23 protein-coding genes and 1 pseudogene are annotated in these 24022 nt (G+C 68.5%); 18 read left to right on the forward strand and 6 right to left on the reverse strand.

Translation table 11 applies throughout. The features are described from left to right. Window positions 1-18: 18 nt before the first annotated feature. On the reverse strand, window positions 19-1389 hold the full coding sequence (gene pmbA / locus B0W80_RS11335; RefSeq protein WP_076999235.1) for a metalloprotease PmbA: 1371 nt from the start codon (window positions 1387-1389) through the stop codon (window positions 19-21). Window positions 1390-1445: 56 nt separating this feature from the next. On the opposite strand from pmbA, the gene yjgA reads away from it, so the two are divergent. Together yjgA and mog are read left to right on the forward strand one after the other, a co-directional pair. Continuing rightward, complete coding sequence (gene yjgA / locus B0W80_RS11340) at window positions 1446-2102, forward strand: ribosome biogenesis factor YjgA (RefSeq protein WP_076999236.1); 657 nt, start codon at window positions 1446-1448, stop codon at window positions 2100-2102. Further along, window positions 2099-2698, forward strand: coding sequence for a molybdopterin adenylyltransferase (gene mog, locus B0W80_RS11345; protein ID WP_076999237.1), 600 nt, complete (start codon window positions 2099-2101; stop codon window positions 2696-2698). Before yjgA ends, mog begins: the two co-directional genes overlap by 4 nt. 72 nt (window positions 2699-2770) lie before the next feature. Here mog and cysE read toward each other — a convergent pair whose 3' ends face one another. Together cysE and B0W80_RS11355 are read right to left on the reverse strand one after the other, a co-directional pair. After that, window positions 2771-3541 carry a serine O-acetyltransferase gene (gene cysE / locus B0W80_RS11350; protein ID WP_076999238.1) on the reverse strand — a complete coding sequence of 257 codons (771 nt, stop codon included), beginning with the start codon at window positions 3539-3541 and terminating at the stop codon, window positions 2771-2773. A 35-nt stretch (window positions 3542-3576) separates the two neighbouring features. After that, complete coding sequence (locus tag B0W80_RS11355; protein ID WP_076999239.1) at window positions 3577-4377, reverse strand: RNA methyltransferase; 801 nt, start codon at window positions 4375-4377, stop codon at window positions 3577-3579. A 122-nt stretch (window positions 4378-4499) separates the two neighbouring features. Here B0W80_RS11355 and B0W80_RS11360 point away from each other — a divergent pair, with 122 nt between their 5' ends. From B0W80_RS11360 to B0W80_RS11370, 3 genes are read left to right on the forward strand one after another with little or no spacing between them, the layout of a single operon-like run. Further along, complete coding sequence (locus B0W80_RS11360; RefSeq protein ID WP_076999240.1) at window positions 4500-5525, forward strand: inositol monophosphatase family protein; 1026 nt, start codon at window positions 4500-4502, stop codon at window positions 5523-5525. Then, entirely contained in the window at window positions 5525-7771 is a 2247-nt protein-coding gene (locus B0W80_RS11365; RefSeq protein WP_076999241.1) for an FUSC family membrane protein, read from the forward strand. The genes B0W80_RS11360 and B0W80_RS11365 overlap by 1 nt, the downstream gene beginning before the upstream one ends. A gap of 10 nt (window positions 7772-7781) precedes the next feature. Then, window positions 7782-8885, forward strand: a complete 1104-nt coding sequence (locus B0W80_RS11370) for a mechanosensitive ion channel family protein (RefSeq protein ID WP_076999242.1) — start codon at window positions 7782-7784, stop codon at window positions 8883-8885. A gap of 45 nt (window positions 8886-8930) precedes the next feature. On the opposite strand, the gene pcaQ is transcribed toward B0W80_RS11370, so the two are convergent. Next, on the reverse strand, window positions 8931-9851 hold the full coding sequence (gene pcaQ / locus B0W80_RS11375) for a pca operon transcription factor PcaQ (RefSeq protein ID WP_076999243.1): 921 nt from the start codon (window positions 9849-9851) through the stop codon (window positions 8931-8933). A gap of 169 nt (window positions 9852-10020) precedes the next feature. Here pcaQ and B0W80_RS11380 point away from each other — a divergent pair, with 169 nt between their 5' ends. Next, complete coding sequence (locus tag B0W80_RS11380; RefSeq protein WP_076999244.1) at window positions 10021-11013, forward strand: tripartite tricarboxylate transporter substrate binding protein; 993 nt, start codon at window positions 10021-10023, stop codon at window positions 11011-11013. A gap of 18 nt (window positions 11014-11031) precedes the next feature. Here B0W80_RS11380 and B0W80_RS11385 read toward each other — a convergent pair whose 3' ends face one another. After that, window positions 11032-11535 carry a MarR family winged helix-turn-helix transcriptional regulator gene (locus B0W80_RS11385; protein WP_076999245.1) on the reverse strand — a complete coding sequence of 168 codons (504 nt, stop codon included), beginning with the start codon at window positions 11533-11535 and terminating at the stop codon, window positions 11032-11034. 130 nt (window positions 11536-11665) lie between these two features. Between B0W80_RS11385 and B0W80_RS11390 the strand changes: the two genes are divergently transcribed. From B0W80_RS11390 to B0W80_RS11400, 3 genes are read left to right on the forward strand one after another with little or no spacing between them, the layout of a single operon-like run. Further along, the gene (locus B0W80_RS11390; RefSeq protein ID WP_076999246.1) at window positions 11666-12658 is read left to right on the forward strand and encodes a tripartite tricarboxylate transporter substrate binding protein; all 993 of its coding nucleotides are present in this window, start codon (window positions 11666-11668) and stop codon (window positions 12656-12658) included. An 8-nt stretch (window positions 12659-12666) separates the two neighbouring features. After that, entirely contained in the window at window positions 12667-13644 is a 978-nt protein-coding gene (locus B0W80_RS11395) for a Bug family tripartite tricarboxylate transporter substrate binding protein (protein ID WP_076999247.1), read from the forward strand. 17 nt (window positions 13645-13661) lie between these two features. Next, window positions 13662-14978, forward strand: coding sequence for a sulfatase (locus B0W80_RS11400; protein WP_076999248.1), 1317 nt, complete (start codon window positions 13662-13664; stop codon window positions 14976-14978). 19 nt (window positions 14979-14997) lie between these two features. Here B0W80_RS11400 and B0W80_RS11405 read toward each other — a convergent pair whose 3' ends face one another. After that, entirely contained in the window at window positions 14998-15957 is a 960-nt protein-coding gene (locus B0W80_RS11405; RefSeq protein ID WP_076999249.1) for a GyrI-like domain-containing protein, read from the reverse strand. A 104-nt stretch (window positions 15958-16061) separates the two neighbouring features. Between B0W80_RS11405 and B0W80_RS11410 the strand changes: the two genes are divergently transcribed. From B0W80_RS11410 to B0W80_RS11450, 9 genes and pseudogenes are all read left to right on the forward strand, one after another. Further along, window positions 16062-16622 carry a PadR family transcriptional regulator gene (locus B0W80_RS11410; RefSeq protein WP_076999250.1) on the forward strand — a complete coding sequence of 187 codons (561 nt, stop codon included), beginning with the start codon at window positions 16062-16064 and terminating at the stop codon, window positions 16620-16622. Window positions 16623-16627: 5 nt separating this feature from the next. Beyond that, on the forward strand, window positions 16628-17461 hold the full coding sequence (locus B0W80_RS11415) for a siderophore-interacting protein (protein WP_076999251.1): 834 nt from the start codon (window positions 16628-16630) through the stop codon (window positions 17459-17461). Between the two features lie 138 nt (window positions 17462-17599). Further along, on the forward strand, window positions 17600-18112 hold the full coding sequence (locus tag B0W80_RS11420; protein ID WP_076999252.1) for a hypothetical protein: 513 nt from the start codon (window positions 17600-17602) through the stop codon (window positions 18110-18112). A 108-nt stretch (window positions 18113-18220) separates the two neighbouring features. Continuing rightward, the gene (locus B0W80_RS11425; protein WP_076999253.1) at window positions 18221-18559 is read left to right on the forward strand and encodes a type II toxin-antitoxin system RelE/ParE family toxin; all 339 of its coding nucleotides are present in this window, start codon (window positions 18221-18223) and stop codon (window positions 18557-18559) included. After that, window positions 18559-18891, forward strand: a complete 333-nt coding sequence (locus B0W80_RS11430) for a helix-turn-helix domain-containing protein (protein WP_076999264.1) — start codon at window positions 18559-18561, stop codon at window positions 18889-18891. Before B0W80_RS11425 ends, B0W80_RS11430 begins: the two co-directional genes overlap by 1 nt. An 85-nt stretch (window positions 18892-18976) precedes the next feature. After that, window positions 18977-21607, forward strand: a complete 2631-nt coding sequence (mutS, locus tag B0W80_RS11435; protein ID WP_076999254.1) for a DNA mismatch repair protein MutS — start codon at window positions 18977-18979, stop codon at window positions 21605-21607. A 23-nt stretch (window positions 21608-21630) separates the two neighbouring features. Continuing rightward, the gene (locus B0W80_RS11440) at window positions 21631-22470 is read left to right on the forward strand and encodes a proteasome-type protease (protein ID WP_076999255.1); all 840 of its coding nucleotides are present in this window, start codon (window positions 21631-21633) and stop codon (window positions 22468-22470) included. 341 nt (window positions 22471-22811) lie between these two features. Further along, on the forward strand, window positions 22812-23309 hold the full coding sequence (locus tag B0W80_RS11445) for a hypothetical protein (protein ID WP_143684579.1): 498 nt from the start codon (window positions 22812-22814) through the stop codon (window positions 23307-23309). Window positions 23310-23599: 290 nt separating this feature from the next. Beyond that, window positions 23600-24022 (forward strand): annotated as a pseudogene (locus B0W80_RS11450) (hypothetical protein); the annotation flags it as partial.

Genomic DNA, 24022 nt, shown 5'->3' on the forward strand with positions numbered 1-24022 from the left:
CCCCGGACCAGCAGCCGATCAGCTGCCGGCGACCTTCATTCTGTTGACCAAAATCGAGCCGGTCGTCTTGGCGCCATAGTTGTACGCATCGGCACCCACCGCCTCGATGCCCATCAGCATGGTCTTGAGGTTGCCGGCGATGGTGATCTCTTGAACCGGAAAAGCGATCTTGCCCTTCTCGACCCAGAAGCCGCTGGCGCCGCGCGAGTAGTCGCCGGTCACGTAGTTGACGCCCTGCCCCATCAGCTCGATGACGAACAGGCCGGTGCCCAGCTTGGCCAGCATCGCCTCGAGGTCGTCGCCGGGCTTCGTCTGGCGCGAGCTCAGCGTGAGGTTGTGCGAGCCGCCGGCGTTGCCGGTGGTCTTCATGCCCAGCTTGCGGGCCGAATAGGTGCTCAGGAAATAGCCTTCGAGCCGGCCGCCGTCGACCACCTTGCGCTTGCGCGTGGCCACGCCTTCGTCGTCGAAGGCCGAGCTGCCCTTGCCGCGCGGGATGTGCGGGTCTTCCGCCACGTCGAGATGCGACGCCAGCACCGGCTTGCCCAGCGAGTCGAGCAGGAAGCTGCTCTTGCGGTAGAGCGCACCGCCGCTGGTGGCCTGCACCAACCCGCCCAGCAGGCCCGCCGCCAGCGGCGACTCGAACAACACCGGGCACTCGGTGGTCTTGATCTTGCGCGACTTCAGGCGGCTGAGCGCCCGCTCGGCGGCATAGCGGCCGACGGACTCGGGGCTGGCCAGCTCGCTGGCCGAACGCATCGAGCTGTACCAGGCGTCCCGCTGCATGTCGTCGCCCTTGCCGGCGATGGGCGCGACCGAGATCGAATGGCGCGAGCTCGCATAGCCGCCGCGGAAACCGCGCGTGTGCGCGCTGAAGAAGTGGCTCTGCTGGGCCGAGACGCCGGCGCCCTCGCTGTTGGTGATGCGCTTGTCGGTCGACAGCGCCGCGGCCTCGCATTCCAGGGCCAGGGCCGCAGCCTGCTCGCTCGTGACCTCCCAGGGGTGGAAGAGATCGAGGTCGGGCTGCTCGGTGGCGATGTCGGCCTCGTCGGGCAGGCCGCTGACCGGGTCTTCGGCGGTGAAGCGCGCGATGTCGTAAGCCGCCTGCACGGTCTGCTGGATGGCTGTTTCGGAGAAATCGGAGGTGCTGGCGTTGCCGCGGCGGTGGCCCACGTAGACCGTGATGCCGAGCGACTTGTCGCGGTTGCGCTCGACGTTTTCGAGTTCGCCCTTGCGCACCGAAACGCTCAGGCCGCAGCCCTCTGAGGCCTCTGCCCCGGCGTCCGTGGCGCCGAGCTTGCGGGCATGGGCCAGCGCGGTGTCGACCAGGTTTTCGAAGAAGGGACGGCTGTAGGCGAAGCCGGCGTCGGCGCGCGAGGGGTGTGTGCTCATGTGGAGGGCTATGATACTTGCGCCCCCCGCTCCGAGGGGGCAGCAACGAGTCCCCCATGCCCCGCAAACCCAAGAAAGGCTACTTCGTCCGCGGCACCTTTGTCGCCGAAGGCAGCGAACTAGACCAGGAACTCAAGCGCGAGCTCAAGGGCAGCGACGCCGCCAGCAAGACCGATCTCAAGCGCGAAAGCGCCGAACTTCAGGATCTGGGCGAGGCCCTGCTGGGCCTGCGTGCCGGCCTGTTCGACAAGCTCGACCTCGGCGAGAAGCTGGTCGACGCCATCGACGAAGCCAAGCGCATCACCAATTTCGAGGGCAAGCGCCGCCAGATGCAGTTCATCGGCAAGCTGATGCGCGGCCTCGATGCGGCCACGCTCGACGCCATTCGCGCTTCGCTCGACGAGCAGAACCGCGGTCCTGCCATCGAAGCCGCCATCCTTCACGATGCCGAGCGCTGGCGCGACCGGCTGATCGCGGACGACGACGCGCTCGGTGGCTGGATCGAGACCCACCCCGGCACCGACGCCCAGCAGCTGCGCGCACTGGTGCGCCAGGCCCGCAAGGACTTCAAGGACGGCGCGCCCGGCGAGGCGCAGCGCCAGGGCAAGGCCTACCGCGAGCTGTTCCAGCTGCTGCGCGCGCAACTCGAGGTGCACGGCACCGACGACCATGCCGCCGAAGCGGCCGCCCAGGCCCGCGAGGAGGACGCATGACGGCATCGCCGAATTTCGACCCGGTGCGCATCGGCATCGTCTCGGTCAGCGACCGCGCTTCCAGCGGCGTCTATGAAGACAAGGGCCTGCCCGCCCTGCAAGACTGGCTGCAACGCGCGCTGCGCAACCCCCTCGCCTTCGAGCCCCGCCTGATCCCGGACGAGCCCGAGCGCATCAGCGCCGCGTTGATCGAGCTGGTGGATGCCGGCTGCTCGCTCGTGCTGACCACCGGCGGCACCGGCCCCGCGCTGCGCGACGTGACACCCGAGGCCACGCTGGCCGTGGCGCACAAGGAGATGCCGGGGTTCGGCGAGCAGATGCGGCAGATCAGCCTGCGCTTCGTGCCGACGGCCATCTTGTCGCGGCAGGTGGCGGTGATTCGCGACAAGAGCCTGATCATCAACCTGCCGGGGCAGCCGAAGTCGATCGCGGAAACGCTGGAAGGGTTGAAGGATGCGGACGGCAAGCAGGTGGTGCCGGGCATCTTCGCGGCGGTGCCGTATTGCATCGATCTGATCGGCGGGCCGTACCTGGATACCGACGAATCGGTGTGCAAGGCATTCAGGCCGAAGTCGGCGATTCGCACGTTCCCTTAGCGCCCTGTCTTGCTCCCTCTCCCAGAGGGAGAGGGAGAGGGAGCAATACCTCTCGCCTTCTGCTTGCTCCCGCTACTTCCCGACCAAGTCCGCCAGCCGCCCCTTCTCGAAGTTCTCCGTCGTCGCAGCCTCGTCCGGCACGCAATCCTTGCTGCCCTGCGACGACAGCGCCTCGATCGCCTGCCACAGCAGCGCGATCTGGTGCTCCTGGTTCGCCGCGTTGTCGATCAGCCCACGCATGGCCAAGGACAGCGGGTCGTCCTGCTGTGTGATGCCGTAGGCCTCGAACTTGCCGTCGGCGCCGTCCACGTCCGCAGTTGCACCGGCCTTCGCCGGGATGATGCGAGCCGGTATGCCCACGGCCGTCGCGCCCGCAGGCACGGGCTTGATCACCACCGCATTGCTGCCGATCTTGGCGCCATCGCCCACGGTAAAACCGCCCAGCACCTTGGCACCGGCACTCACCACGACATTGCGGCCCAGCGTGGGATGCCGCTTGGCCCCTTTGTAGAGCGAAGTGCCGCCCAGCGTCACGCCCTGGTAGATGGTGCAGCCGTCGCCGATCTCGGCCGTCTCGCCGACCACCACGCCCATCGCATGGTCGAAGAACACGCGGTCGCCGATGACGGCGCCGGGGTGGATCTCGATGCCGGTGAGCCAGCGGGACACCTGCGAGACGAAGCGCCCGACCCACTTGAGGCCATGGCCCCAACACCAGTGCGCGAGCCGGTGCAGCACCACGGCATGCAGGCCGGGGTACAGGGTCAGCACCTCCCAGCGCGATCGCGCCGCCGGATCGCGGTCGAGGATGCACTGGATGTCGGAACGCAGGCGCGAGAACATGGATGTTCTGGTTATGTCGTTATGGGCAGCGCAGTCTAAGACGAGCCCTCATCGCGCGCCGGCGGTGGGGTCTTCGTTGCGGCTTTCGAGGCCTGGGGGGCCTTGTATGTGCCGCCCTGCGCCGCGTCGGCCATGGCCTTGGCGATGCCGCGCAGGATGTGGATCTCTTCCGGCGTCGGCTGCGCGCGGTTGAAGAGCTGGGCCAGCCGCGGCATCAGCTTCTTGGGTGCTTCCGGATCGAGAAAGCCGACCTGTACCAGCGAACGCTCCCAGTGTTCGAGCATGCCCGCCACCGCTCTGGCATCGGCTGCGTGCGGCTGCTCGGCCGCCTCGCGCACCGGCGCTGCGAAGCCGCCCAGCGCCATCCGCCATTCATAGGCGATCACCTGGATCGCGGCGCCCAGGTTCAACGAACCGAAGTTCGGGTCGGTGGGAATGCTGAGCGCCACGTGGCAGCGGTACACGTCTTCGTTGCGCATGCCGAAGCGCTCCGATCCGAACAGGAACGCGACATGCTGCCCCGCCTGCTGCGCGAGCGGCCCCAGGTGCTCGCGCGGGCCGCGGGTGGGCGGGCCGAAGTCGCGCGGCACCATGGCGGTGGCGCACAGGTGGGTGACGCCATCGAGCGCTTCGTCGAGCGTGTCGACGATGCGGGCCTTGGCCAGCACGTCGAGCGCCCCGCTGGCGCGCTGGATGGTTTCCTCGCGCCGCAGCACATTGGCCCAGCGCGGCGCCACCAGCACCAGGTCGTCGAAGCCCATGGTCCGCATGGCACGCGCCGCGGCGCCGACGTTACCGGCATGGCTGGTCTGGATCAGGATGAATCGGGTGCGCATGGCAAGGACAAGAAGCGATGAGCCGGGTCGGCCGGCCCGGGCCCGGTAAAATCCGCGATTCTCGCCGCCCGCATCGCCGGGCCGCCTCCTCGGGCAGCGCCCGTTGTTCTTCCCCCCATCCGATGCCGTCTCCCAACCTGCACCCCATGCTCAACGTGGCCGTCAAGGCCGCCCGCGCCGCCGGCGCCATCATCAATCGCGCTGCGCTCGACATCGAGGCAGTGCGCATCTCGCAGAAGCAGGTCAACGACTTCGTGACCGAAGTCGATCACGCCAGCGAACGGGTCATCATCGACACCCTGCTGGGCGCCTACCCGGGACACGGCATCCTCGCCGAGGAATCGGGCACCGAACACGGCGCCAAGGACTCGGACTTCGTCTGGATCATCGATCCGCTCGACGGCACCACCAACTTCATCCACGGCTTTCCGGTCTACTGCGTGTCGATCGCACTGGCCATCCGGGGCAAGGTCGAGCAAGCCGTCATCTACGACCCCACGCGCAACGACCTGTTCACGGCCACCCGCGGCCGCGGCGCCTTCATGAACGAGCGGCGCATCCGCGTCAGCAAGCGGGTGCGGCTGTCCGAGTGCCTCATCTCGACCGGCTTCCCCTTCAGGACCGGCGACAACTTCAAGCAGTACCTGGCCATCATGGCCGACCTGATGCCGCGCGCGGCGGGCCTGCGCCGGCCCGGCGCGGCGGCCCTCGACCTGGCCTACGTCGCGGCCGGTTTCAGCGACGGCTTCTTCGAAACCGGCCTCAACATCTGGGACGTGGCCGCGGGCTCGCTGCTGGTCACCGAGGCCGGCGGACTCATCGGCAATTTCACCGGCGAGCCCGACTTCCTCGAGCAACGCGAATGCCTGGCCGGCGCACCGCGCATCTACGGCCAACTGGTGCCGCTGCTCGCCAAGTACTCGAAGTTCGCCAGCGTCGACGACAAGTTCGCCGCCAGCGAGCGCGTGCGGGCGGTCGACCCGTCGGCCGGCGGCGTGTATGCGCGCAGCACGGTGCACGGCCTGGCAGAAAGCGCGGAGCCCGCCGCGGATGCAGCATCGGCAGCGCCGGCCCCGCGCAAGCTGACGCGCCTGCGCCGCGAAGAATCACCGGCCGCACCCGCCGCAGGCGAAGCCGCCACCGAGTGATGCGGGCGGAGAGCGACGCCACCGCTTTCGCCACCCGTCGGGGCCGCGCCGCGCTGCGCGTGGCCCTGTCGTACTACGTCGCCAACGGCCTGTCGGTCGCGGTCGGGCTGCTGCTGATTTCGGGCGGCGTGCACATCGCACTGGGCACCGCGGCGGCCTCCGCGGCCGGCGTTGGCGTGATCGTGAGCGCACCACCCGACCTGCCCGGCCCCCGGCGCGGCAAGTTCTGGCAGATGGTGCCTTCGCCGCTGGTCGGGCTGCCGCTCTTCTTCCTGGTGCAACTGTTGCACTCGGCGCCACTGCGCCTCGGCCTGCTGGTCGTGCCCGCCACCTTCCTCGCCTTCGTGGCCATGGCCTGGGGCAAGCGCGGCATTCCTATCGCCATCGCGATCATGTTCTCGATGATCTTCTCGATGGCCACGCCGGCGCCCGCGGGCATGCACGAGGCCGTCGAGCGAACCATGCACTTCGGGCTGGGCGCGGGGCTCTACGTCATCTACTCGCTGCTGGCCAACCACCTGCTCAACGGCCGCTACCGCGTGCAGGCGATGTCCGACCTGCTGCTGTCGCTGGCCGCGCTGATGCGCACCGAGGCCCGTCAGTTCACGCCGCGCGACGAGTCGGGCGACGTGCGCGAGGTGCAGGCGCCGCTGCTGGGCCAACTGCTGCGCGAGCAGGCCGCATTGGCCGACCAGTTGCAGGCCACGCGCGACATCGTGCTCGAGTCCCCCCGCACGCCGCGCCGTCAGCGGCTGGCCGGCATGCTGGTCACGGTGCTGGAGCTGCGCGACATGCTGCTGGCCTCCGAACTCGACCTCGACGCGCTCAAGGCCCATCCGGGTCATGCGGAGGCGCTGTGCGACATGCAGCGCATCCTGCTCGAACTCTCCGACGAAACGGCCGCGCTGGCCGACGCGATGCTGCTGGGCCGGCAGCCCGATCCCGTGCCCGATCGCCGCCCCGAGCTGGCCGCCATCCATCTCGAAGACGACCCGGCCCATCCCTCGGCCGCCGCCAGCGGGCCGACACCCGCCATGCTCGCGCGCGGGCTGGCCAGCCGCATCGGCCACATCAACGACGAGGTGCTGCGCCTGGTGGGCCTGGCGCGCGGCGAGCGCCAGCCCGACCTGGCCGTGGTGCGCGCCAACTGGCACATGTTCGTGAGCCCGACCGACTGGTCGCTGCTGCCCTTTCTCACGCTGTGGCGCTGGGACGCGCCGCCGCTGCGCCACGCGATCCGCGCCGCGCTCGCCATCGGCACCGGCTACACCATCGCCGTGCTGCTGCCCTGGGGCTCGCACGACTACTGGATCTTGCTGACCATCGTGGTGGTGCTGCGCGGCAGCCTGTCGCAGACGCTGGAGCGGCGCAACAGCCGCGTGGCCGGCACGCTGCTGGGCTGCGTGTTCGCGGTGGCCCTGCTGTCGGCCCATCCCGGTGCGCTGGCCACGCTCGCGGCCATGACCTTCGCACAGGCCATCGCGCACGGCTTCGCGGTGCGCAAGTACCTCATCACCTCGGTCGCCGCCACCGTGCTGGGACTGTTGCAGGCGCACCAGCTCAACGTCGGCATGAGCACGACCTTCGCCTTGTTCGAACGCGTGGCCGACACGCTGATCGGAGCCGGCGTGGCCTGGGCCTTCTGCTACGTGCTGCCGTCGTGGGAGCGCAGCCAGATCCCGTCGCTGGTGGCTCGCTGCCTCACCGCACAGGCACGCCACGCAAGGCTCGCACTCGGCCTGGGCCAGCTGCGCGCGGTGCAGACCAGCCCCGAACTCGAATGGCGGCTGGCGCGACGCGAGGCCTTCGACAGCCTCTCGGCCCTGGTGCAGGCCACCGCGCGGTCGCTGTCGGAGCCGCGCGCCGTGCGGCCGCCGCTGGAGCCGCTGGAGCACTTGCAGGCCCACAGCTACCAGCTGCTGGCACAGCTGAGTGCGGTCAAGTCGATGCTCGTGCTGCGGCACGACCGGCTCACGCCGGCCGACATCGAAGACCCGCTGCAGCGCGCCGCCGTGCGCATCGAGGCCAACATCGGCAGCACGCCGACCACCGGCCCCGTGATGCCCGACAGCGCCCCCGCCACCACCGTGGCCGAGCCGATTCCCCTGCCCGACCCTTTCGACAACGACGTCAGCCCCTGGCTGCTGCGCCGGCTCGACATGGCGATCGGCATTTCGGCGCAGCTGCGCGACGACGCGGCCCGAATCCTTCAAGCTCCTACAGAGGAGGTGCCCGAGACTGCGTAAGGTCGGCAGCATGACTTTGGACATGTTGCTTTCCCATCCGTGGTTCGGCCCCTGCCTGGCCGCACTGATCGCCGCGCCGCTGGCGCTTTTCGTCCACCGCATCGGTGGCATGGTGCTGCGGCGCCTCGCGCGCCCCATACCGGTGCTGCATGCCATGCTGGTCAACATCCAGGTCGCGGCACGCTTCGTGCTGCCGCTGATCGCGCTGCAGATGGTGTGGCAGGCCGCACCCGACGACCTGAAATTCATCGGCAGCGTGCGCCATCTGAACGGCTTGCTGCTGATCGCGGCCCTGACCTGGCTCGCGATTCGCGCGGTCAACGGGATCGCCGACGGGGTGCTGGCCAAACATCCCTACGACGTGGCCGACAACCTGCAGGCGCGCCGCGTGCTCACCCAGACGCGCGTGCTCTCGCGCACCGCCGCCAGCATCCTGCTGGTGGCCGGCGCTTCGCTGATGCTCATGACCTTTCCGGGCGCGCGCCAGGTCGGCGCCAGTTTGCTGGCCTCGGCCGGCGTGATCGGCATCGTGGCCGGCCTGGCCGCCAAGCCGGTGTTCAGCAACCTCATCGCCGGCCTGCAGATCGCACTGGCCCAGCCGATCCGCATCGACGACGTGCTGGTGGTCGAAGGCGAATGGGGCCGGGTCGAGGAGATCACCGGCACCTTCGTCGTGCTGCGCATCTGGGACGACCGGCGCCTGATCCTGCCGCTGTCGTACTTCATCGAGAAGCCCTTCCAGAACTGGACGCGCAGCAGCTCGCAGCTGCTGGGCTCGGTCTTCATCTACGCCGACTTCGGCATGCCGCTGGTGCCGCTGCGCGAAGAGGTCGAGCGCATCGTGAAGTCGGCGCCCGAGTGGGACGGCCGCTTCTTCAACCTGCGCGTCACCGACACCACCGAGCGCACGATGCAGATTCGCGTGCTGTGCACGGCGGCATCGTCGTCGCTGGCTTTCGACTTGCGCTGCTCGGTGCGCGAGGGGTTGATCGAATTCATGCAGCGCAGCTACCCGCAGTTCCTGCCGCGGCTGCGCATCGAGGGCGATGCCGTCGCGCCGACTGCATCGCAACCAGACCTGCCCTTGCCGCAGGCCGCACACGCCACGGCCTGAGTGCATGGGCGTGCACGTGCGTGCGCCTGCATGCACCTGGCCGGCCTACGCGGAGCGTTGCCGCACCACCTCGTGGATCGCCTCGACCAGCGCCCGTGCGCCTTCGCCCACCTCGGCGCCACGCCGCATCGTCAACCCGACCGGGCCCTCGGTGCTCGCGGTGTCGATGGCCAGCCGTCTCAGCTCGCCACGCGAGACGAAGCCGTCGACCGCACCCTGCGGCGCGAACCACACGGCATCCGAGCATTGCAGCAGCCCGACCGCGAAGCTGGTGTCGGTCGCTTCGATCAGGCAGCGCGGCGGCGCCATGCCTTGGGCGACGAGGAAGGTGTCGGCGGTCTGGCGCACCAGCGTGCCCGAGACCGGCATCACCAGCGGATAGGCCGCGAGCGCATCGAGCCTGGGCCGGCGCTGCGACGCGAGCGGATGGCCGGGCCGCGCGACCAGCCGCAGCGGCTCGCTGTAGAGCTGCTCGAAGGCGAGGTCGGCCATGGCCGATGCTTGCGCCAGCCGGCCGAGCACCAGGTCGATCTCGCCTTGGCGCAGCTGCGTCATCAACTGCGCGTTGGTGCCGCTGACCACGCGCACGCGCAACGACGGCGAACGCGCATGCAGCGCGGCGACGGCCACCGGCAGCAGGTGGGCGGCCATGTTGGGCAATGCGCCCACCGCCACCTGCAGCTGGTCGAGTTCGGGCTGGTCCAGCGCCAGGCCCAGGCCTTCACGCAAGCCGCGCAAGGCGACCACCGCATGCCGCACCAGCACGTCGGCGGCCGGCGTCAGCTCCACGCCACGGCGGCGGCGAAGCAGCAGGCGACGGCCGACGATGTCTTCCAGCTCGGCGATGGTCTTCGACACCGCAGGCTGCGTCAGCGCGAGCGCCTTGGCCGCGCGCACGAGGTTGCGCTCCTGCGCCACGATCACCAGGCACTGCAGGTGACGCAGCTTGAGGCGAGCAAAGTTCATGGCAGACATCGGCGGCCTCTCTGAAAAGCGCAGCCGGAAATATAACCAACGGGAATAGCTGGCAGAAGAGCTTTCAGTTGTGCCGGGCTGGGCGCGCTCCTAGAGTCGCTCTTGTGGCCGCACGCCGTCTCCCGGCGACGGGCCCTTGCGAATTCGGAGACACGACACCATGACCCGCACCTCCCCGCTCGGCGCGCTGCGCCGCCTCGGCCTCGCCGCCGCCTGCGCCGCGCTCGCTTTCGGCGCGACCACGACCTCGTTCGCTCAAGGCGCTTATCCGCAGAAGCCGGTGAAGTTCATCACCAACTTCCCGGCCGGCGGCCCGCTCGACATCCTCGGCCGCGCCTTGGGCGACGTGCTGCAGAAAGACCTGAAGCAGCCGTTCGTGGTCGACAACCGGCCCGGCGCCGGCGGCAACATCGGCGCCGACCTGGTGGCCAAGAGCCCGGCCGACGGCTACACGGTGCTGCTGTCGATCGACACCACCTTCACCATCAACCCGCACCTCTACGCCACGATGCCATTCGCGGCCAAGGACTTGAAGCCGCTGATGATCTTCAGCTCATCGGGCCTGAGCTTCGGCGTCGGGCCTTCGGTGGGCGCGAAGACGCTGCCCGAGTTCGTCACGGCGAGCAAGGCGCAGGCCTCCACCTTCGCTTCGGCCGGCAACGGCAGCCCGGGGCACATCGCGGCGGAGATCTTCGCCAACGCCACGGGCGCCAAGATCACGCACGTGCCCTACAAGGGCAACGCGCCAGCCGTGATGGCCATGCTCTCCGGTGAAGTGCAAGCCGGCATCGTCGCCACGCCGGGCCTGCTGCCGCAGCTGCAGGCGGGCAAGCTGCGGGCGCTCGCCGTGACCGGCCGCCAGCGCGCGCCGCTACTGCCGCAGGTGCCGACCGTGAGCGAGCTGGGCCTCAAGGACCTGGAATTCGAAGTGCTCTACCTCGCGATGGTGCCGGCCGCTACGCCCGAGCCGGTGATGCAGACACTGCGCAGCGCGCTCACGTCGGCCATGGCACTGCCCGAGATCAAGTCGCGGCTGGCCACTCTGGACATGGTGGCCGTGGGCGAGACCGGTGACGACGCGGTGCGCCACCTTGCGGCGAGCCAGGCACGCTACGGGAAGATCGTCAAGGCCACGGGCATGAAGGTCGACTGAGATGAGCGCCGCGCGGCTTCAGCGCGAGCCCGCGCCGCGCCGGCCCCGGTCGGCCTTGGGCAGCACGGCTTCGCTCGTCAATTGCTCGGCACGCGCCTGCAGCCGGCGCAGCATCTCGTCGAGCCGTTCGGCCTCCGCGGCATCGAGCGCGTCCATCAGCTCGGCGTTGATGCGGCTGACCAGCGGGTACAGCTCGTCGTACAGCGCCTGCCCGCGGTCCGACAGCCGCAGCAACACCTGTCGGCGGTCGCCGGCCGGATGGCCGCGCAGCAGCAACTGCTTCTCGACCAGCGAGCCGATGGCCTTGGAAGTGCGGGCGCGGTCGAGCTGCGCATGCTCGGCCAGCTGGGACGAGCCGAGCTCGCCGCGGCTGGCCAGCGTGGCGATGAGCCGCCATTCACGCCGCGTGATGCCGAAGCGCCCTTCGCACAACCGGATGACCATGCTGCCGGCCACCGCGAGCAGGCGCGACAGTCGGTACAACAGCAGGTCGTCCAGCGGACGGCGCGGGGAAGAAACCATCTCGGGGTTAGTCCTGGGGACAGTTGATTTGATCAATCGAATGACGCGACTCTAAAGTGGATCGGGCCGAGGGCCGCTGCGGCGCCGGCACCCGACGGACATTCGACACAACACCCGGAGACGCTTCTTCATGACCGACACCCTCCTCGACCGGCGCCATGCGCTCGCCCTGCTCGGCGGCATCGCGCTCGCACCCGTGGCATCGATCGCGCAGGCCCAGGCCTTCGTGCCCGGCCAACCGATCAAGGTGCTGATCGGCGTGCCCGCCGGCGGCACGCAGGACGTGCTGACCCGCGCCATCGCCCACGAGGTGCGCGACTCGCTGGGTCCGCTGGTGGTGGACAACCGCTCCGGCGCGGCCGGCCGCATCGCGGTCGAAGCCGTGAAGACCGCGGCGCCCGACGGCCGCACGCTGCTGCTGGGCACGGCGAGCATGATGACCATGTTCCCCAGTGCCTATCGCAACCTCTCGTACGACCCGGTGCAGGACTTCATTCCGATCGTCAACGCGGCGCGCTTCGAGCTGGCCTTGACGGTTCACAAGGACGTGCCGGCCAACACGCTGCCCGAGTTCGTCACCTGGGCCAAGGCGCAGGGCGACAAGCTGAGCTTCGCGTCCTACGGCGCCGGCACGCCTTCGCATTTCCTCGGCGAGATGCTCAACCGCGCGGCCGGCCTGAAGATGACGCACGTGCCCTACCGCGGCTCCACGCCGGCGCGCCAGGACCTGATGGGCGGCACCGTGCCGGTGTACTTCGACACCGTGGGCGGCGCGCAGCAGATGCTGGGCACGGGCCGCGCCAAGGTGCTGGCCACCAGCGGCGACAAGCGCTCGCCGCTGCTGCCCAGCCTGCCCACCTTCGTCGAAGCCGGCTACAAGGACGTGGTCGCGACCGCCTGGTTCGCCTTCTACGCACCGCGCAAGACGCCGCAGCCCATCGTCGACAAGCTGCGCGCCGAGTTCACGCGCGCGGTGAACACGCGCGAGGTGCGCCAGCAGTTGCTGCAGAACGGCATGTACCCCGTGGGCGATGGCCCCGAAGCCTTGCTGAAGACCATGCGCGAGGACACGGCGCGTTGGGGAGGCATCATGCGGGCCGTGAACTTCCAGGCCAACGATTGAACAACCCCATGCAAGCGTCTTCACTTCTTCGCCGTTTTGCCGGCATCGCCCTTCTCGCCGCCATCGGCGCGGTCGCCACCGGCGCCGCGGCCCAGCCGGCCGATGGCCCGCTGCGCATCGTCGTGGGCTACGCGCCCGGCGGCGCCACCGACCGCGTCGCCCGCATCGTCGGCGACAAGCTTTCGGCGAAGCTCGGCGTGCCGGTCGTCGTCGACAACAAGCCCGGCGCCGGCGGCCGCCTCGCCGCCCAGCAGGTCAAGGCCACGCCGGCCGGCCAGAACGTGCTGATGGTCGCCAACCCCGCCGTGATGGTGGTGGCGCCGCTGGTCTTCAAGGACAACGGCTACGACCCCGAGCGCGACTTCGTGCCGGTGTCCCACGTCAACGACTACGAGTTCGCGCTGTCGGTGTCGACCGCCGTGCCGGTGCGCGAGCTGCCGCACTTGCTGGCCTGGATGCGTGCCAATCCCGACAAGGCCAACGTGGGCGTGCCTGCCACCGGCAGCCTGCCGCATTTCTTCGGCCTCATGGTCGGCGAAAAGGCGAAGGTGCAGACGCAGGTGGTGGGCTACCGCGGCTCGGCACCACTGATGACCGACCTGATCGGCGGCCAGGTGCCGATCGCGGTCGACACGCTCGACGTGGTGATCCCGCAGCACCAGGCCGGCAAGGTGCGCATCCTCGCGATGTCGGGCACGAAGCGCTCGCCCTTCGCGCCGGAAGTGCCCACCTTCAAGGAAGCCGGGCTCGACCTGGTCGGCCTGGGCTGGAATGCCTTCTTCGCGCCCGCCACCATGCCGCGCGACAAGGTCGCGCGCCTGTCGCAAGCCATCCGCGAAGTGATGCAGGACGCGGACACGCAGCGCCGCTTCAAGGAATCGCTGATGACGCCGGTGGTCAGCACGCAGGAGCAGACCGCCGCCATGCTCAAGGCCTACCGCGCGCAATGGGCGCCGGTGGTGCAGAAATCGGGCTACCAGCCCTGAGACCCGAGAGGCCCCTCATGAAACGCCCCAACATCATCTTCATCGTGGCCGACGACCTCGGCTTTGCAGACCTCGGCTGCTATGGCGGCCGGGATGCGCCATTCGGGCCCGTGTCGCCGGTGCTAGACCGCCTGGCCGCCAACGGCATCCGCTTCACGCAGGGCTATGCCAACTCGCCCGTGTGCTCGCCCACCCGCTTCGCGTTGATGACGGCCCGCTACCAATACCGGTTGCGCGGTGCGGCCGAGGAGCCCATCAACAGCAAGAGCCGCGGCAGCACCAGCCTGGGCCTGCCGCCCGAGCATCCGACACTGCCCTCGCTGCTGCGCGAGGCCGGCTACCGCACGGCCCTGATCGGCAAATGGCACCTGGGCTATCCGCCGGCCTTCGGGCCGCTGCGCTCGGGCTACGAGGAGTTCCTGGGGCCGATGTCGGGTGGCGTCGACTACTTCACCCACTGCGATTCGAGCGGCCGCCACGACCTGTGGTTCGGCGAGGAGGACCGGCAGGAAGAGGGCTACCTCACCGACCTCCTTTCGCGCCGCGCGGTGGACTACGTCGAGCGCATGGCGGAGCAGGAAGCGCCCTTCTTCCTGAGCCTGCACTACACCGCGCCGCACTGGCCCTGGGAAACGCGCGAGGACGAAGGCCGCGCGCCGACGGTGAAGAACAACCTCTTCGATCTGGCCGGCGGCAACATCCACGTGTACCGCCGCATGATCCATCACATGGACGAGGGCATCGGCTGGATCATGTCGGCGCTCGACAAGCTGGGCATCGCGGACGACACGCTGGTGGTCTTCACCAGCGACAACGGCGGCGAGCGCTTCTCGGACAACTGGCCGCTGGTCGGCGGCAAGATGGACCTGACCGAGGGCGGCATCCGCGTGCCGTGGATCGCGCACTGGCCGGCCGTGATCCGGCCCGGCAGCGAAAGCGCCCAGCACTGCATGACGATGGACTGGTCCGCCACCATGCTCGACGCCGCAGGCGCGAAAGCCGCTGCGGACTTTCCGCTCGACGGCGTGTCGCTGCTGCCGGTGCTGCGCGATTCCTCGCTCGGCTTTCACCGCCCGCTGCACTGGCGCATGAACCACCGCGGCCAGCGCGCGCTGCGTGACGGCGACTGGAAGTACCTGCAGGTCGACGGCAACGAGTACCTGTTCAACATCCCGGCCGACGAGCGCGAGCGGGCCAACCAGGCCGAGCGTGAACCCGAACGGCTGGCCGCCATGCGCAATGCCTGGCAGCTGTGGAACGACGGCATGCCGGCGATTCCCGACGACGCGACGGTGAGCCTCGGCTATTCGGTGAAGAACATGCCGCAGCGTTGAAGCACGCGGCGACCAGGCCTCACAGCGGCCGCACCGGCATGCACAGCGTGCAAGCGAAAGCGCCGGTGTTTTCGTCCATCACGAAGTCGGGGCCGTAGATTTCGAGCGGTGGGCCGTCGGCGGCCTGCCAGCCGCTGTCGGGCAGCCAGTCGCACAAGCGCATCCAGGCCTGGTGGATCTCGGTCGGCGGGCCGCTGAATTCGCAGCAGGCATGGCGCCCCCCCGCGATGGTCTGCACGCCGACCTCGCCGCCGGCCTTGAAGGCGTCGTCCACTTCGATGCACGCGTCGTAGCGGCATTTCTCCGGCGGCGTCACGTCGGGGTTGTCGTAGCTGATGCCGTACATCGTGCGGCGCGGCGTCATCAGCCCCTGCTCGCCGCACCACGCGGCGAAGCGCTGCCACAGCCGCGTGATGCCGGAGTCGCCATAGGCGCCCACATGGCGCATGTAGGCCACGCGAACCGGCGGCAAGGTCTTGAGTTCCACGTTCATGTCGCTGTCTCCTGGTTGAGGCACGTGGCCCCGCGGCCACGAACGCTCATCCTGTCGGAAAGCCTCCATCACGGCTTGATGCGACTTGCGGTCGGCTTGATGAATCTTGCTGAGCGCGATGCGATGGCGCTCGGCCCAACTGCGGTACCCGCCGCGCCGCCACTGCGTCGGCGTGGTACCGAAGTGCGCGCTGAAGGCGCGCGTGAACACCGGCGCCGAGCCGAAGCCGACATCGAGCGCGATGGCCAGCACAGGCTCGGGCGGCAGGCCCAGCAAGCGCGCGGCCGCCACCTCGAGCCGGCGGCGCCGCACGCGGTCGGCCAGCGTTTCGCCCGTCATCGACAGGAACACGCGGTGGAAATGCCAGGCGGAGAAGTGAGCCACGTCGGCGAGCGTGGCGAGGTCCAGCGGGTCGGCCAGGTGCGCGTCGATGTGGTCGATCACGCGGTTGATGCGGCCGACGTAGGTCTGGCGCGATGAACTCATCGGCGGACCTGCCGCGCACGCGCACGCTCACTCATCACGCGCTTGACTTCGACATAATTTAGATATATCTTTTGTCTATCCGACATATTCAAGAAAGCATCTCCATGCACACTCACCATCACCCACGCTTCCTGCACGGCCACCCCCGCGGCGACCATGGCGACGGACTCGGCGGCGGCCGGGGCAGCCGCGGCGGCGGGCGCATCTTCGGCCACGGCGGGCTGCGCTTCGTGCTGCTGCAGCTGATCGCCCACAAGCCCAGCCACGGCTACGAGCTCATCAAGCTCATCGAAGAACGCCTGGGCGGACGCTACAGCCCCAGCCCCGGCATCGTCTACCCCACCCTTACCCTGCTCGAAGAACTCGGGCACGTCGGCGTCGATACGGCCGAGGGCGGCAGCCGCAAGCGCTACACCGTCACCGACGCCGGCCGCGAATTCCTGGCCTCCAACCGACAGGCCACCGACGACATGATGGCCCGCATGGAAGGCGGCGTCGACGGCGCCGGCCCCCGTGCCGGCCGGCCGCCGCAGGTCGTCCGCGCCATCGAGAACCTCAAGCTCGCGATGCGCCTGCGCCTCGCGCGCGAACCCCTCACCGAACAACAGGCCCACGAATTCGCCGCGGTGCTCGACAGCGCCGCCCAGCAACTGGAAAAGATCTGACATCCATGACCGACACCACATCTCCCTCTGCCACCGACCTGCCCGACCGCCTGCCCCGCCGCGTGCGCCATGCGTTGCGCTTCCGCCGGCTCGAGGTGCGCGCCACCGAGCGCGTAACGCCGCACCTGGTGCGCATCACGCTCGGCGGCGACCAGCTCGAAGGCTTTGCCAGCCCCGGCTTCGACGACCACGCCAAGCTTTTCTTTCCCGACGAGCAGACCGGCCAGCTGACGCTGCCCACCGCCGGCCCCGACGGCCCGGTGTGGCCCCCTGGCGGCAAGCCCGCGATGCGCGACTACACCCCGCTGAACCACGACGCCGCGGCCGGCACGTTGCAGTTCGACTTCGCACTGCACGAAGCCGGCCCCGCCACTCGCTGGGCCGAGCGCGCCCGCGTCGGCGACATCCTCGGCGTGGGCGGGCCGCGCGGCTCCTTCATCGTGCCGACCGGCTTCGATTGGCACCTGCTGATTGGCGACGACACCGCGTTGCCGGCCATCTCGCGCCGGCTGGCCGAGCTGCCGGAAGGCGCACGTGCCGTGGTGCTGGCCGAGGTCGACGGCGAATCCGACCGCATTACGCTGCCGACCCGCGCACGGCTCGATCTGCACTGGGTCCATCGCGGGAGCGCGGCGGACGCCCATCCGCTGCTGGACAGGCTGCGGTCACTCACCCTTCCGGCCGGCGATTTCCACGCCTGGATCGCCTGCGAATCGGCCGCCGCCAAGGCCCTACGTGTTTTCCTGGTGGACGAGCGCGGCGCCAATCCCAAGTGGATTCGCGCCTCGGGCTACTGGCGACGCGGCACGGCGGCCACCCACGATACCCACGAGGACTGAGACGCTAGCGGGCTAGCCCCGCGTCGCGCAACTGGCCGAACGCGCTATGCCGCGCGACGGTTTGACACCCCCACTCTGCAACACCAGAATTTAAGTTTGAATACTTAAGGACTAGTGATGATGGCGGGGGGCTCTCTGATGAACGTCGGACTCGCGAATTGGCAGTTGCTCGCCCTGGTCGCGGGGGTGCTGCTGCTGTTCCTGGTGATGTGGATGGCCTGGGCCCGGCTCGCCGAGCGGCGCGAGACCGAGCGCCGGATCGCCGCCGCGCGCGTGCGCTCGGGCCACGTGCCGCTGGAGATTCCCACCGTGCGCGGCAGCCTCAACCAGGCCGACGACGCGGCGCCCGACACCCTGCCCGAGTGGTTCATCCAGGGCAAGGGCGAGCACTCCATCGTCGACGAGCAACCGCGCATCCGCGTGCGCTACGTCGATCCCAACGGCCGCAAGGCCGAATGCACCATGCAGGTCCAGCACCTGGATATCCAGAAAAAGGTGCTCACCGGCCACGGCGAGATGCCCGGCGACATGTACCGCATCCCCCTGCACGCCATCACCGGCGCCCGCATCGCCGAATCGGGCCAGCGCTTCAACATCGACACTTGGGTGGACGCCGTGCGCGTGGCGCGGCGGCGGCGCGGGCAGGTTTGAGTTCGAAGGCACCTGCTCCCTCCTCTTGCTTCCAGCTTCCCGCGAGCCGCGCGTGCATGCTTGTCTTGCATTTGAATCCCCGTATAAAATTTTATACAGGGAGAAAAGATGGAAGACAAAGAGATTCGCTGGGTTGGATCGTCGTACGAAGATCTGCTTGGGTTTCCAGCAAGCCCGCGTCGGGAAGCCGGCTTCGAGCTGCGAAAGGTGCAGGGTGGACTCGATCCGTCGGATTGGAAGCCATTCAATGAGGTCGGCCCCGGCACAAAGGAAATCCGCCTGCGGGACGCCAATGGCATTTATCGCGTGATGTACGTTGCAAGGTTCGAGGAAGCCATCTACGTCCTGCATTGCTTCCAGAAAAAGACGCAGACGACCAGCCGGCAGGACAAGGACATCGCAGCGGCGCGCTACCGTGCGGTGGCCGCAGGAAGGACACCAAGATGATCAACATCGATACCGACATTCGCCATGTCACTCGGCCGGGCGCCAATCTTTTTCGCGAGCTGGGTTTTTCGCCCGAAGAAGCCAGGCGCCTGCAGGCTGCGTCCCGGAAACAGATCAACGACACGAAGGTGCTCAAGCAGCAGTTGATGGACGAACTCTCGGCCTGGATCACCGCGCACGACCTGAAGCAGGCGGAGGCCGCCGAAATCCTCATGGTGTCGCGCCCGCGCGTGTCCGACGTGGTGAACCGGAAAACCGCCAAGTTCACCATCGACACGCTGGTTGAAATGCTGAGCCGGATCGGCAAACCCGTGAGGCTGGCCATCGGCTGACGCGCATTGCCGCGATGGCCATCGCGTTCTTTATGATGCAGGGCCCGCCGCACCGCCGGCCGCGCCTTCGCATCCGTTCCGCTTGATGACCCTCCCCGCGACAGCCCCTCACACGCCCATGATGGCCCAATATTTGGGCTTGAAAGCGAACCATCCCGACACGCTGCTCTTCTACCGGATGGGCGATTTCTACGAGCTGTTCTATGCCGACGCCGAGAAGGCCTCGCGCCTGCTCGACATCACGCTGACGCAGCGGGGCCAGTCGGCCGGGCAGCCGGTGGTGATGTGCGGCGTGCCCTTCCACTCGGTCGACACCTACCTGGCGCGGCTGATCAAGCTGGGCGAATCGGTGGCGATCTGCGAGCAGGTCGGCGAGGTGGGCGCAGCCAAGGGGCCGGTGGAGCGCAAGGTGGTGCGGGTGGTCACGCCCGGCACTCTCACCGATTCCGAACTGCTGCAGGACAAGAGCGATTCGCTGCTGCTGGCCGTGCATGCCGGCCCACGCAACTTCTGCGGCCTGGCGTGGCTCAGCGTCACCGGCGCCGAGCTGCGGCTGGCCGAATGCCCGACCGATGCGTTGGAAGCCTGGATCGCGCGCATCGCGCCGAGCGAGCTGCTCTACAGTGCCGAGGTCACGCCCGGTTTCGAGCAGCGGCTGAAGGGTGCGCGCAACGGCAGCGCCTTCACGCTGTCGGTACGGCCCGCGTGGCAGTTCGACGGCGGCCTCGGCGAGCGCAAGCTGTGCGAGCAGTTGGGCAGCGGCAGCCTCGCGGCTTGGGGCGCCGAATCGCTTGCCAATGCGCATGCGGCCGCGGCCGCGCTGCTCGGCTATGCGGAACACACGCAGGGCCGCGCGCTATCGCACGTGCAGCGGCTCTCGGTCGAACGCGACGGCGAACTGATCGAGCTGCCGCCCACCACGCGCCGCAACCTGGAGCTGGTGCAGACCCTGCGCGGCGAGGATTCACCGACGCTCTTCTCGCTGCTCGACACCTGCATGACCGGCATGGGCAGCCGCGCGCTCAAGCGCTGGATGCTGGCGCCGCGGCGCGATCGTGCCGATGCGCAGGCACGGCTCGAAGCGATCGCTGCCTTGCAGACGGCACCTTCCGGCGCCACCGCGACGCCCTGGCGCGCGCTGCGCGAGCGCCTGAAGAACACCAGCGACGTGGAGCGGATCGCCGCGCGCATCGCCCTGCGCCAGGTTCGGCCGCGCGAGCTGCTGGCGCTGCGCATGGCGCTGGCCAAGGCCGAGGAACTGGCACCGGCGCTGTCGACGGCCGATGCCGCGCTGCTGGCGCAGATGGCCGCGCAACTCGCGCCGCCGCCGGGTTGCGTCGAGCTGCTGGCGGCCGCCATCCACCCCGAGCCGTCTGCCCTGGTACGCGACGGCGGCGTGATCGCGAACGGGCACGATGCCGAGCTCGACGAGCTGCGCGCCATCAGCGAGAACAGCGACGCCTTCCTGCTGCAGATGGAGGCCAGCGAGCGCGAGCGCACCGGCATCACGAACCTGCGGGTGCAGTTCAACCGCGTGCACGGCTTCTACATCGAGGTCACGCAGAGCGCGCTGTCGAAAGTGCCCGACAACTATCGCCGCCGCCAGACGCTGAAGAACGCCGAGCGCTTCATCACGCCCGAGCTGAAGGCCTTCGAGGACAAGGCACTGTCGGCGCAAGACCGCTCGCTGGCGCGCGAAAAATGGCTCTACGAGCAGTTGCTCGATGTCTTGCAGGCCTCGGTGCCCGCCCTCACCCGCCTGGCCGGCGCATTGGCCGCGCTCGATGCGCTGTGCGCCCTCGCAGAGCGGTCGCACACGCTGCACTGGCGCGCGCCCAGTTTCGTCGGCCACCCGTGCATCGAGATCGAGCAGGGCCGCCATCCGGTGGTGGAAGCGCGGCTGGCCGAAAAATCATCGGGCGCGTTCATTGCGAACGACACCCGCATGGGGCCCCAACAACGCATGCAGGTGATCACCGGCCCCAACATGGGCGGCAAGTCGACCTACATGCGGCAGGTGGCGATCATCGTGCTGCTGGCCTCGATCGGTTCGCACGTGCCGGCCGCCGCCTGCCGGCTGGGGCCCGTCGACGCCATTCACACCCGGATTGGCGCGGCGGACGACCTGGCCAATGCGCAATCGACCTTCATGCTCGAGATGACCGAGGCCGCGCAGATCCTGCATGGCGCCACCGCGCACTCGCTGGTGCTCATGGACGAGATCGGCCGCGGCACCAGCACCTTCGACGGCCTCGCGCTGGCCGCCGGCATCGCGGCGCAGCTGCACGACCGCACGCGCGCCTTCACCCTGTTCGCGACCCACTACTTCGAACTGACCGAGTTCCCGGCCAACCACCATGGCGCGGTCAACATGCACGTGAGCGCCACCGAGGCGGGCCGCGACATCGTGTTCCTGCACGAGATGCAGCCCGGCCCGGCCAGCAAGAGTTACGGCATCCAGGTCGCGCGCCTGGCCGGCATGCCGGCCGCGGTGGTCAACCATGCGCGCCAGGCGCTCGAAGCGCTCGAGAGCCAACAGCAGCAGACGCGCGCGCAAGTCGACCTGTTCGCACCGCCGCCGGAAGCGCAGGCACCGGCGGTGAGCGCCGTAGAATCCGCGCTGACCGCGCTCGACCCCGACACCATGAGCCCGCGCGACGCGCTCGAAGCCCTCTACACACTCAAAAAACTTCACGCGCGCGAACACGGGGCGTGACCCGTTCCGCGCCAGACGACCTCATGACGTACTGCGTAGGCATCAAACTCAACGCCGGCCTGGTGTTCCTCTCCGACTCCCGCACCAACGCGGGCGTGGACCACATCAGCACCTTCCGCAAGATGATCGTCTACGAGCAGCCGAACGACCGCGTGATGGTGCTGCTGTCGGCCGGCAACCTGAGCATTTCGCAGTCGGTGCGCGAGATCCTTCAGATCGAAGAACTGCACGAAGTGCGCGAAGACGGCGAAGAGAGCCAGCCCATCACGATCTGGAACGCCAAGAGCATGTTCGATGCCGCGCGCGTGCTGGGCTCGGCGGTGCGCCACGTCTACGACCGCGATGCCGAGGCGCTCAAGCATGCAGGGCTGGAGTTCAACGTCTCCTTCATCTTCGGCGGGCAGGTCAAGGGCGAGGGCATGCGCCTGTTCCTGGTCTATGCGGCCGGCAACTTCATCGAAGCGACCAGCGAGACGCCCTACTTCCAGGTCGGCGAATCCAAATACGGCAAGCCCGTGCTCGACCGCGTGCTCACGCCCGACACACCGCTCGACGAAGCCGCCAAGTGCGCGCTGGTGTCGATGGACTCGACCATGAAGTCCAACCTCTCGGTCGGCCTGCCGCTGGACCTGGTGGTGTACGAGGCCAACCGGCTCGAGACCGACAAGGTGGTCTGCATCGACGCCGACAACCCCTACTACCGCATGGTGCACAACAGCTGGGGCCAGAAACTTCGCGAAGTATTCGACAGCATTGAAGACCCGGTCTGGGACGACACCTACGCCGAGCACCCGCTGAAGATGCCGGCCACGCGCCACAGCCCGCTGCGCAAGATCTCGACGCCCGAGGAAAAGCTCATCTAGCTTTCCCCTGCCGCGGCCCCGGCGGGCGTTTGCACAAAGGATTAACCCGACGGGGATCAATCCTGCGAGCCAACGGGCCAACCCCCTCTGAACGGCACGCCATCCACGACGGCGCATGCGTAGAGCCACGGATTTTCCCGACGCATGGTCCCACGCGGATGCCCGGGCGGTACCACGCACCTGATCCTCACGGTTGATTCCTCGGGCGCCACATTCTTGGCTCCTCCGGGCCTATTTGCTCGCGGCTCAAAAAGCAAAACTGGACACAAGCTGGTGATGGCGCGAGACCCACCACGCAGCTCGATTCCAGAACCGTCTCGCGTGGACCCAGGAGCTTCGCCGTGATAAGTACCCCGCTCGAGACTGAAGTCATGCAGCGCGCATTGCATGAGATCGATCAGTTGCTCCATGCATTGCAGGAACCGGCCAAGGCACATCGATGCCTGCCGTACGACGACTCCCTCCCCCTTCCTTTCGACAGACCGGACGCCGGGCAATCACCGGCGCCGAGTGCCGTGTACTTCTGCCTCACGTCTGCCAGCGCGCTGCTCGAGGTGAGCCGTTCGCTGCTGGGGCACCTCGGCGCGCTGCCGGGGGATCATCGCCCCGCCAGCTGGATCGCGCTGAGCGAGGCCTCCAAGGCGGCCGGGCAATCGGCCTTCCTCGCCTCGGTGATGCTGAACGCACCCACTGCACGGGATCTCGATTCGACGTTGCAGCAAAGTGCCTGGGCCGGCACGCAGGTCTACACGCCCGTCACCGCACGGCCCCGGCGCAATCCGATCGGCGTACGCGTCAAGACCAAGCTTCGAAGTTTCTTCGGCGCCATCGCCGCCTAGCGCGTACCCCCTGATCGGCATCGCAGCAGGCCTGCGAGGAGGAAGGCGGCACGTGGGCGTTCTCGCCGAGGACGAAGAGGCTGTCGCTGCAATCCTGCTGATGTCGATCACCGGCCACCTCAGGCCCCACGCATGGAGCAGGGTCGAGCACGGTTGACGTGCCATATCCCGCCAGCCTCTCTCCGAGAGCAGACGCTCCCCTTCCACCCCCCTTCGTCGAGTTCTTTGTTGCGCTTCATGCGGCGCAAGGGACTTCTTTTGCCCAAACAGATTGATTCAGGAGATTCGGTGTGAGAAAGATCGACAAACATGCGCTTCTGCTCTTCGTCGCGGCCGGTGCGCTCGCGGGCTGTGGAGGTGGCGGCAGCGGCGCCAGCGGTGGCTTCGGTGTCTCGCAATCAGGCGGCGATTCGCTGCCCGCGTCGCAGACCCCGACGGAACCCACACCGGCCACTGACACGGTTCCGGGCAAGGAAGGCCAGCCACTCAGGAAACTCGATGCCAGCTGGATCAAGGTCGCCAACGAAGACCAGCAGTTCACGCTGTCCGCACCCGCGGTGGTGCAGTACGGCGCCAACTCGACATTCGCCAGCAAACAGATGACCGGCCGCGTCGCCTGCAGCAACGCCAGCTTCGGCGACCCCCTGCCCTACGTGGCGAAGGCGTGCTACGTGCAGCAGCAGGCCGCCACGACGACGCCTCCACCGCCACCC

The organism is Variovorax sp. KK3 (genome assembly GCF_001984055.1).
Classification (GTDB): Bacteria; Pseudomonadota; Gammaproteobacteria; order Burkholderiales; family Burkholderiaceae_C; genus Variovorax.

Excerpts from the sequence above, each read along its gene's own strand:
- pmbA (WP_076999235.1), bottom strand. The coding sequence starts at position 1,389 with ATGAGCACACACCCCTCGCGCGCCGACGCCGGCTTCGCCTACAGCCGT.
- yjgA (WP_076999236.1), top strand. The coding sequence starts at position 1,446 with ATGCCCCGCAAACCCAAGAAAGGCTACTTCGTCCGCGGCACCTTTGTC.
- mog (WP_076999237.1), top strand. The coding sequence starts at position 2,099 with ATGACGGCATCGCCGAATTTCGACCCGGTGCGCATCGGCATCGTCTCG.
- cysE (WP_076999238.1), bottom strand. The coding sequence starts at position 3,541 with ATGTTCTCGCGCCTGCGTTCCGACATCCAGTGCATCCTCGACCGCGAT.
- B0W80_RS11355 (WP_076999239.1), bottom strand. The coding sequence starts at position 4,377 with ATGCGCACCCGATTCATCCTGATCCAGACCAGCCATGCCGGTAACGTC.
- B0W80_RS11360 (WP_076999240.1), top strand. The coding sequence starts at position 4,500 with ATGCCGTCTCCCAACCTGCACCCCATGCTCAACGTGGCCGTCAAGGCC.
- B0W80_RS11365 (WP_076999241.1), top strand. The coding sequence starts at position 5,525 with ATGCGGGCGGAGAGCGACGCCACCGCTTTCGCCACCCGTCGGGGCCGC.
- B0W80_RS11370 (WP_076999242.1), top strand. The coding sequence starts at position 7,782 with ATGACTTTGGACATGTTGCTTTCCCATCCGTGGTTCGGCCCCTGCCTG.
- pcaQ (WP_076999243.1), bottom strand. The coding sequence starts at position 9,851 with ATGAACTTTGCTCGCCTCAAGCTGCGTCACCTGCAGTGCCTGGTGATC.
- B0W80_RS11380 (WP_076999244.1), top strand. The coding sequence starts at position 10,021 with ATGACCCGCACCTCCCCGCTCGGCGCGCTGCGCCGCCTCGGCCTCGCC.
- B0W80_RS11385 (WP_076999245.1), bottom strand. The coding sequence starts at position 11,535 with ATGGTTTCTTCCCCGCGCCGTCCGCTGGACGACCTGCTGTTGTACCGA.
- B0W80_RS11390 (WP_076999246.1), top strand. The coding sequence starts at position 11,666 with ATGACCGACACCCTCCTCGACCGGCGCCATGCGCTCGCCCTGCTCGGC.
- B0W80_RS11395 (WP_076999247.1), top strand. The coding sequence starts at position 12,667 with ATGCAAGCGTCTTCACTTCTTCGCCGTTTTGCCGGCATCGCCCTTCTC.
- B0W80_RS11400 (WP_076999248.1), top strand. The coding sequence starts at position 13,662 with ATGAAACGCCCCAACATCATCTTCATCGTGGCCGACGACCTCGGCTTT.
- B0W80_RS11405 (WP_076999249.1), bottom strand. The coding sequence starts at position 15,957 with ATGAGTTCATCGCGCCAGACCTACGTCGGCCGCATCAACCGCGTGATC.
- B0W80_RS11410 (WP_076999250.1), top strand. The coding sequence starts at position 16,062 with ATGCACACTCACCATCACCCACGCTTCCTGCACGGCCACCCCCGCGGC.
- B0W80_RS11415 (WP_076999251.1), top strand. The coding sequence starts at position 16,628 with ATGACCGACACCACATCTCCCTCTGCCACCGACCTGCCCGACCGCCTG.
- B0W80_RS11420 (WP_076999252.1), top strand. The coding sequence starts at position 17,600 with ATGAACGTCGGACTCGCGAATTGGCAGTTGCTCGCCCTGGTCGCGGGG.
- B0W80_RS11425 (WP_076999253.1), top strand. The coding sequence starts at position 18,221 with ATGGAAGACAAAGAGATTCGCTGGGTTGGATCGTCGTACGAAGATCTG.
- mutS (WP_076999254.1), top strand. The coding sequence starts at position 18,977 with ATGACCCTCCCCGCGACAGCCCCTCACACGCCCATGATGGCCCAATAT.
- B0W80_RS11440 (WP_076999255.1), top strand. The coding sequence starts at position 21,631 with ATGACGTACTGCGTAGGCATCAAACTCAACGCCGGCCTGGTGTTCCTC.